At 68.5% G+C, this 7,359-nt stretch carries 7 protein-coding genes; 1 reads left to right on the top strand and 6 read right to left on the bottom strand.

Going from position 1 to position 7,359, the window contains the following annotated elements:
• Positions 1-778: VCBS repeat-containing protein (locus Q8O26_RS04670; RefSeq protein ID WP_305573972.1), on the top strand; the 778-nt coding region annotated here is incomplete at its 5' end.
• 52 nt (positions 779-830) lie between these two features.
• Here the strand turns inward: Q8O26_RS04670 and Q8O26_RS04665 are convergent.
• From Q8O26_RS04665 to Q8O26_RS04640, 6 genes are read right to left on the bottom strand one after another with little or no spacing between them, the layout of a single operon-like run.
• The gene (locus Q8O26_RS04665; protein ID WP_305573970.1) at positions 831-2,435 is read right to left on the bottom strand and encodes an isochorismatase family protein; all 1,605 of its coding nucleotides are present in this window, start codon (positions 2,433-2,435) and stop codon (positions 831-833) included.
• Positions 2,436-2,489: 54 nt separating this feature from the next.
• Positions 2,490-3,338 carry an MBL fold metallo-hydrolase gene (locus Q8O26_RS04660; RefSeq protein WP_305573968.1) on the bottom strand — a complete coding sequence of 283 codons (849 nt, stop codon included), beginning with the start codon at positions 3,336-3,338 and terminating at the stop codon, positions 2,490-2,492.
• An 18-nt stretch (positions 3,339-3,356) separates the two neighbouring features.
• Entirely contained in the window at positions 3,357-4,226 is an 870-nt protein-coding gene (locus Q8O26_RS04655) for an amidohydrolase (RefSeq protein WP_305573966.1), read from the bottom strand.
• The gene (locus Q8O26_RS04650; RefSeq protein WP_305573964.1) at positions 4,223-5,353 is read right to left on the bottom strand and encodes a VWA domain-containing protein; all 1,131 of its coding nucleotides are present in this window, start codon (positions 5,351-5,353) and stop codon (positions 4,223-4,225) included. The genes Q8O26_RS04655 and Q8O26_RS04650 overlap by 4 nt, the downstream gene beginning before the upstream one ends.
• A complete protein-coding gene (locus tag Q8O26_RS04645) occupies positions 5,350-6,234 on the bottom strand; it encodes a MoxR family ATPase (RefSeq protein ID WP_305573962.1) in 885 nt (294 codons plus the stop codon). Before Q8O26_RS04645 ends, Q8O26_RS04650 begins: the two co-directional genes overlap by 4 nt.
• Positions 6,235-6,238: 4 nt before the next feature.
• Positions 6,239-7,273: a xanthine dehydrogenase family protein molybdopterin-binding subunit gene (locus Q8O26_RS04640; RefSeq protein WP_305573961.1), complete on the bottom strand. Its 1,035-nt coding sequence runs from the start codon at positions 7,271-7,273 to the stop codon at positions 6,239-6,241.
• Positions 7,274-7,359: the final 86 nt, after the last annotated feature.

Raw genomic sequence — 7,359 nt, 5'->3', positions numbered from 1 at the left:
TGTGCTGGGCTCGCTGCCCGCCGGCTGGCGCCTTGTCGGGTCCGACGACTTCTCCGGCGACGGGCGGGCCGACACGCTGGTGCAGGACACGAACACCGGTTCGATCTACACGGTGAACATCGCCTCCGGCGCTCCGGTCTGGGGCGTGGTCAACACGGGGCTCACCAACGCCTTCCAGGCGATCGCCTCGGGCGACGTCACCCGCGACGGCACGCCCGACGTGCTGGTGCGCGACAACGCCACCGGCATCAACTATATCGCCGACATGGATTCCGGCGGCACCTTCGGCAACTGGGTGCTCGGGCCCAATCTCGGCACCGGCTGGCGCACCGTCGGCCTCGGCGACTTCAACACCGATGGCGCCTCGGATGTGCTGGTCCAGAACATCGCCGACGGCACGACCTACTACCGCGACGTCGCCAACGGCCAGTGGGGTTTGGTGTCGGGAGCCGTCGGCGCGCAGTGGGTGGCGCGCGAGGCCGCCGACATCAACGGTGACGGCTATGCCGACGTGGTCTTCCGCAACACGACCACTTCCGACATCTGGTGGGTCAACATGCTTGGCGGCACCAATGCCGGCTGGGGCGTGGTGGCGAACGGGCTCGCCGGCTGGGACGTGCGCGGCTCGGCCGATGTCGACAATGACGGCTGGCGCGATGTCATCGTCCAGAACCTTGCCGACGGCACCACCTACTTCGCTGACATGAACGCCGGCACCTTCGGCGGGTGGGGCACGGTGAGCGGCGCGCTCGGCACGCAATGGCTGGCGGTGGCGTAGGTCGGCGGCCCGGCGCTGAGGCCCAGACCGGCGGCGCCGGAGTCCTGCTGCGTCAGTCCCAGGCCCCGATGATCGCGTCGGCGTCGGTCACCACCGCCACGTTCTGCAGCGCGTAATTGACTGATGCCGTGTGCCACTCGGCATTCATCGTCGAACAGGCATCCTCCGGTACCATCATGTAGTATCCCTTGTCGGCACCGGTGCGCGCCGTGTGCTCGATCGACATGTTGGTCCAGGCGCCGGTGACGATGACGATGTCGCGGCCGAGGGCCCTCAGCACGGTTTCGAGACGAGAGCCCTCCCAGGCACTCATGCGCTGCTTCTCCACCACGTGGTCTCCCGCCATGGCCTCGAGGCCGGGTACCGGCGCCGCGCCCCAGGTGCCGCGCACCAGTGCCTTGGCGTCGGCGAGCCCCTCGAAGAGCGGGGCGTTCATGGTGACGCCGGGGCAGCCGGGATCGACGAGGAACCAGACGTGGATGACGGGGACGCCCTTGCCGCGTGCGGCGGCGGCGAGGCGGGCGGCATTGGCGATGGCATTCTGCTCCCGGCAATGGGCCGGTGACCCGGACGCGGCGAAGGCTCCGCCCTCCATCACCACATCGTTCTGCATGTCCTGGACGATGACGGCGCAACGCCCGGCGTCGAGCGCATAGCCGGGGGCGCACTTCAGCGCGCCGTTGCGGGAAACCGCCGCTGCGGCGGGTCCATCCGCGCGTGAACCCGGGCCGGGGCGGGCCGCGCCGGCCGCGATCATGTAGGGCTCGGACCGCGGACCGACCTTGGTCTCGACGGCGTAGAGCGAATGGGTCGCTGTCATGAACAGGGTGCGGAAATCGGGCCCGCCCCAGGTCAGGTTGCCGACGAGTTCGGGAACCCGCACCTTTCCGATCAGCACTGCGGCCGGGGAATAGACCCAGACCCCACCGGGACCGCAGACCCAGACATTGCCCATCGTGTCGCACTTCATCCCATCGGGGACGCCGGGCTCGGAGGGGGAGACGATGCCGGAGGCGAAGATGCGGCTGACGCCGAGGGATCCGTTCGGGAGCACGTCGAACACGCGGATCAGCTGTTGCGCCGTATCGTTCACGTAGAGGTGCTTCTCGTCGGGCGAGAAGCACAGGCCGTTGGGCTGCTCGAAGAGGTAGCGGTCGACAAGGAGCTGCGGCGCGCCGCCACCCGGCGGAATGCGATAGACCCCCTGGAAGCCGAGCTGCCGCGGCCGCTCGACGCCATAGACCGGCATGCGGCCATACCAGGGGTCGGAGAAGTAGATGGCGCCGTCGGATTTCACCACGACGTCGTTGGGGCTGTTGAGCTCGCGCCCGTCGACATGGGAGGCGAGCACTTCCCGCCGCCCGTCCGGCCGCTCGCGCACCAGGGTCGAGGTCGCGTGCTCGCAGACGATCAGGTTGAGTTCGCCGTCATAGGTCATCCCGTTGCACTTGTTGGCCGGACGCATGACCTCGCGGATTCCCGTCCGGTCCCATCGACGGCGCACGTCGCCGGGCATGTCGGAGAACAGAAGATAACCGTCCTTCGGATGCCAGATCGGCCCTTCGGTGAACTGGAAGCCGGTGCCGAGCTGGCGCACCGGCGTCCAGGGGTCGATGAGGCCGTTGAAGGCCGGCGTGACGGCGACATGGGTGCTCATGGGGCGATCTCGCTCGGTGGCCTCCATGCGGGAGGCCGAAGGGACGGACAGGGATCAGGCGGGGAACCAGGCCCGTGGCGGCAGCGACTGGGTGACCGGACCCGGCACCGCCATGTCGAGCCTTGCGACGACCTGACCCGCCTCGATCTTGGCCGGCTTGTCGTGCACCGGCAGGAGGAAGCGGGACGAGTTCAGGAGCTTCTTGATCGCCGCCTTCTCCTGGCGTTTCGAGGTCCCGTGATTGCCGGTGACCCGGGGTTCGTCGGCATGGATCTCGTGGAACGGATTGATGATCTGGTCGTGGAAATCGTAGATCACGTCGCCGCAGATCGTCGCCCGGCCCTCGGCCGTGTCGACATGGACGTTCATCGAGCCTTCGGTATGGGCGCCGGCCGCTTCCAGATAACAGCCGGGAAAGAGTTCGATCATCCCCGTCAGTTCGAGGTCTTCGAGCCGCAGCGCATGTTTCGTGTGAAGGCGGTCGATCAGGTGCTTGATGTCGGGGGCCGGATATTGCGGATGCATCAGGCCGGAGACCGAGTATTCCAGCTCCCGCCGGTTGATGATCACCGTGGTGTTCATCGGGAACAGCTCGTCCTTGCCGGCGTGGTCGATGTGCAGGTGGGTATGGGCGACATAGCGGACGTCGCCCATGCGCACGCCGTATTTCATCAGCTGGTTCTCGATCATGTTCTCGTGGAACTGGAGCCCGCGCATGCCGAGGCTCTCCATGATCTGGTTGTGGCGGTAGCCGGTATCGACGACCACGGGCCAGGGGCCGCCGAGAATCAGGAAACCGTAGGTATAGGTGCGCTTGCGCTGGCCGCAGCCGCGGCCGAGCACCAGAAAGCTCGATTCCAGCTCGATGTCGCCGTAGTCGAGGATCTTGATCTCAAGTGGCATCGTTCCCTCCGATTGTTGTCAGGCCAGCCGGTAGACCCGCTTGGCGGTTGATGAAAAGACAGCGGCACGATCCCCGTCGGGGACGGCGGCCCGATGGGCGTCGAGGAGCGCGGCATAGGTGGTCCAGAGCTTCTCGATCGGAAAATTGGAACCGAACAGGCAGCGCCCGGCGCCGAACAATGTCAGCGTTTCCCGGACGACCATGGCGACATGGCCGGGATCGTTGCGGCGCAGGAACGTCCCGAGCCCGGAAAGCTTGCTGACGACGTTCGGCCTTGCGGCGAGCATGGCCATGCCCGAGCGCCATGCATCCATGCCGTCCTCAGAGAGATCCTCCAGCATGCCGGCATGCTGCAGGACGAAGGTCACGCCGGGACAGGCATCGGCGAGAGCGGCAGCCCCCGCCATCTGCCCGGTGAAGACCTGCAGGTCGAAACTCCAGCCATAGTCGGCGAGACGGGCGACGTTGCGCTGAAGCGTCGGGTGGCGGGCCAGATCCGGATCTGCGGCAAAGCGGTAGAGCGGGTTCTGGTGCCAGTGAAGTTGCTGGCGCACGCCGCGGACCCGGGCATTGCTGGCGAGGGCATCAAGCTGCGGGCGGGCGTCGTCGGCCAGCAAGTCGGCATAGGCGACGATGGCGATGGGAAAACCGCTGGCGTCCGAGGCTTCGGCGACGAAGGCGGCTTCCTCGACGAAGCGGTCCACCGGCCAGTTGGCCTGGACATAGACGGCCTCGGTCATGCCCGCCGCGGCGGCATCGGCGAGATATTCGGTCACCGGATAGTCGCGCCGGATCGGCTCATAGGGGCCGAAGATCCGCGGCTGCATGGGCCCGGTGAGCCAGGGCAGGTCGGCCTGGCGCCAGATATGGAAATGGGCGTCGATCATGCCGCGCGCTCCCGGCCGATCGACAGGACATGGTGACAGATGGCGGCGGTCGTCGCGCCATTGGTCAGCGACGTGATGAAGGGCCGGATGGCGGCGAGCCCCTCGGTCTCCGGGCGGTAGTCCTGCCCGGTCGCCAGGGGCGACAGCCAGTCGATCCGGTGCGCCCGCGCAGCGAGGTGCCGGACCGCCCGGATCATGGCGGCGGGATCGCCGCGCTCCAGCCCGTCCGACAGGATCAGGACGACGGCGCCGCGTGCATAGCCGGCAAAGCGGGGGACCGCGAGGAAGGTCTCAAGGGCGTCGCCGATCCGTGTGCCGCCGTCCCAGTCGGCGACCAGATCGGCGGCGATGGCGAGGGCCCGGGTGCGGTTCCGGCGCTTCAGCGCGGTGGTGAGGCGGGTCAGTCGCGTTCCGAAGGTGAAGACCTCGACCCGCGGTGCGCCCTGCACCAGGGCGTGGGCGAGGGCGAGATTGGCGTCGGTGCGCTGCTTCATCGAGCCTGACACATCGATCAGCAGCAGGACCGGCCTGACGCGGGTGCTGCGCCGCCAGCGCTTCAGCGCCATGACCTCCCCGTCGTTGCGGATGGCGGCCTTCAGGCTGGCCGCCAGATCGAAACCGCTGCCGCGCCGGGCGCGCCGGTGGCGATAGCCACGCCGCCGCGGCAGGGCGTCCGGCAGGTCACGCACGAAGCGGCGGAGGGTGCCGCTGTCGTCCGGGGGCTGCAACTGGCGCACCGCCAGGGCCTCGGCTGACGTCGCCTCGCGGCCGGTCTCATGCACTTCCTCGCCGATGAGAATTTCCTGGCCAGCGCCCTCCTCCTCGACCTTCATCTCGTCGTCGGGCTGCCATTCATCGTCCGCACCGGGTTCGCCGACGGCACCGAGGAAATGCGTGTCGAACAAGGCGTCGAACGTGTCCCGCCGCTCGAATGGGGGGCCGATCGTCGCCACCGCAGCCTTGCGCACATCCTCGATGGAGCGCGGCCCGAGCAGCTGCACGGCGCTGAGGAAGAGCACGGTCTGTTCCGGCGCCACGGCGAAGCCGTTGGCGCGCAGCACTGCCGCGAAGGCGACCAGGGGCCTGGCTGCGGCCGGCAAGCGCGGCAGGGCGACCGGCGGCGTCATGCGGCCACCGCCTTGATGAAGGCGTCCATGCGCGGGCGCATGAGCGCGAAGTCCTCTTCGTCCTTCAGGGCCGTGCCGATCGAACGGCGGAAGGCGTCCGGCCAGGACGCGCCGGTCCGGTGCAGGGCGGTCGCCGCCTCCGCCCAGTCGACGGCTTCCGCCACGCCCGGCGGCTTGGTGAGCGGTTCCTGCCGGAGGAGGCCGACGGCGTGCACCACCGCCCGCGCCGTGCCCTCGGCCACGGCGGAGGAGCGCAGCATGATGATGGCCGCCTCGCGCGCCGGATCGGGATAGGGGATGTAGTGGTAGACGCAGCGGCGGCGCAGCGCCTCGTGCAGGTCGCGGGTGCGATTTGAGGTGAGGACGACCACCGGTCGATCGGCGGCGCGCAGCGTGCCGCGTTCGGGGATCGAGATGGAGAAGTCCGACAGGAACTCCAGCAGGAAGGCCTCGAACTCATGGTCGGAGCGGTCGATCTCGTCGATCAGCAACACCGTCGAATCCGGCCGCCTGAGCGCTGCCAGCATCGGGCGCTCGATGAGGAAATCGTCGCGGTAGATGTCGATCGTGTCGCCCTCGCGCGCCTGGCGGATGGCGAGCATCTGGCGGGGATAGTTCCACTCGTAGAGTGCCGCGGAGGCGTCGATGCCCTCGAAGCACTGCAGGCGGATGAGTTGCCGGCCGAGGATCCCCGCCAGTGCCTTGGCGGCCTCGGTCTTGCCGACACCGGGCGCCCCCTCGAGCAGCAGCGGCTTGCCGAGGGCCAGCGCGAGGAAGCCGGCCGTGGCGATGCCGTCGTCGGCGAGGTACAGCGCCGATCTCAGGGCGTCCGACAGCGCCTCGGGGCTCGACAGGCCGGCGATGGGGGGTTGCAACGCCATCCCGTCAGCCCCCGCCGCCACGGCGCGGTTGCGGCCGCGCGCCACCATTCGCCTTGATGCCGCGCAGGACCTTTTCCGGTGTGATCGGAAGGTCGTTCACCCTGACCCCCACGGCGTTGTAGACGGCGTTGGCAATGGCCGGCAGCACGGGATTGGCGCACATCTCGCCCGGCCCCTTGCCACCGAACGGACCGTCGGGGGCGGGGCGCTCCAGGACGGTTATCGAATAGGGTGCGACGTCGCCGGGACCCGGCATCAGATATTCGTTGAAGTCCCGAGGGCCGTGGTCGGGATTGGGATAATAGGGTTCCGGCGTCTCGTAGAGCGCGTGGCTGATGCCCATCCAGGCGCCGCCCACCAGCTGCTGCTCGACCATCTTCGGATTGATCGCCCGGCCGAGCTCGTAGGCGGAGGCCATCTTCAGCACGGTGACTTCGCCGGTTTCGTCGTCGACCTCGACATCGGCGACGAGGCTGGCATGGGCGAAGGCGGTGTTGGGGTTCAGTTCGCCGGTCTGCGGATCGACCGTCGACAGCGGGATGAGGAAGATGCCGCGCCCGGCGATCGTCTTGCCCTGCTTGAACTGCGCCGCCTGGGCGGTCGCCTTGACCGTGATCGAGCGCGAGGGCGCGCCCTTCACGTGGATATTGCCCCTGCCGTCGGTGACGAGATCCCCGGCATTGACCTCAAGCTCCTCGGCAGCCGCCTCGAGCAGCACGCCGCGCGCCTCGCGTGCGGCGGCGATCACCGCATTGCCCATGCGATGCGTCCCGCGCGAGGCGAAGCTGCCCATGTCGTGCGGGCCGGTGTCGCTGTCGGCCGTGTCGACATAGACGTCCTCCATCGGCACGCCGAGCGTTTCCGCCGCCACCTGCCGTGTCACCTGCTTCATCCCCTGGCCGAGATCGATGGCGGAGAGGGCGACGGTGAACTTGCCGTCCGGATTGGAGTGGATCAGCGCCTGGCTCGGGTCGCCGCCGAGGTTCATGCCGATGGGATAGTTGACGGACGCCATGCCGCGTCCCCGGTGCCGTGCCATGTCAGCGCCTCCTCGTGCCGAAGACGGAGGAAAAGCGGACGGCGCCATGCTGCGTCGGCGCTGCGGCCGGAGGCGTCGATGCGGCG

Origin of the sequence: Phreatobacter sp. (assembly GCF_030691135.1) — a bacterium.
Classification (GTDB): domain Bacteria; phylum Pseudomonadota; class Alphaproteobacteria; order Rhizobiales; family Phreatobacteraceae; genus Phreatobacter.
This window is presented reverse-complemented; position numbering and strand designations above follow the sequence as displayed.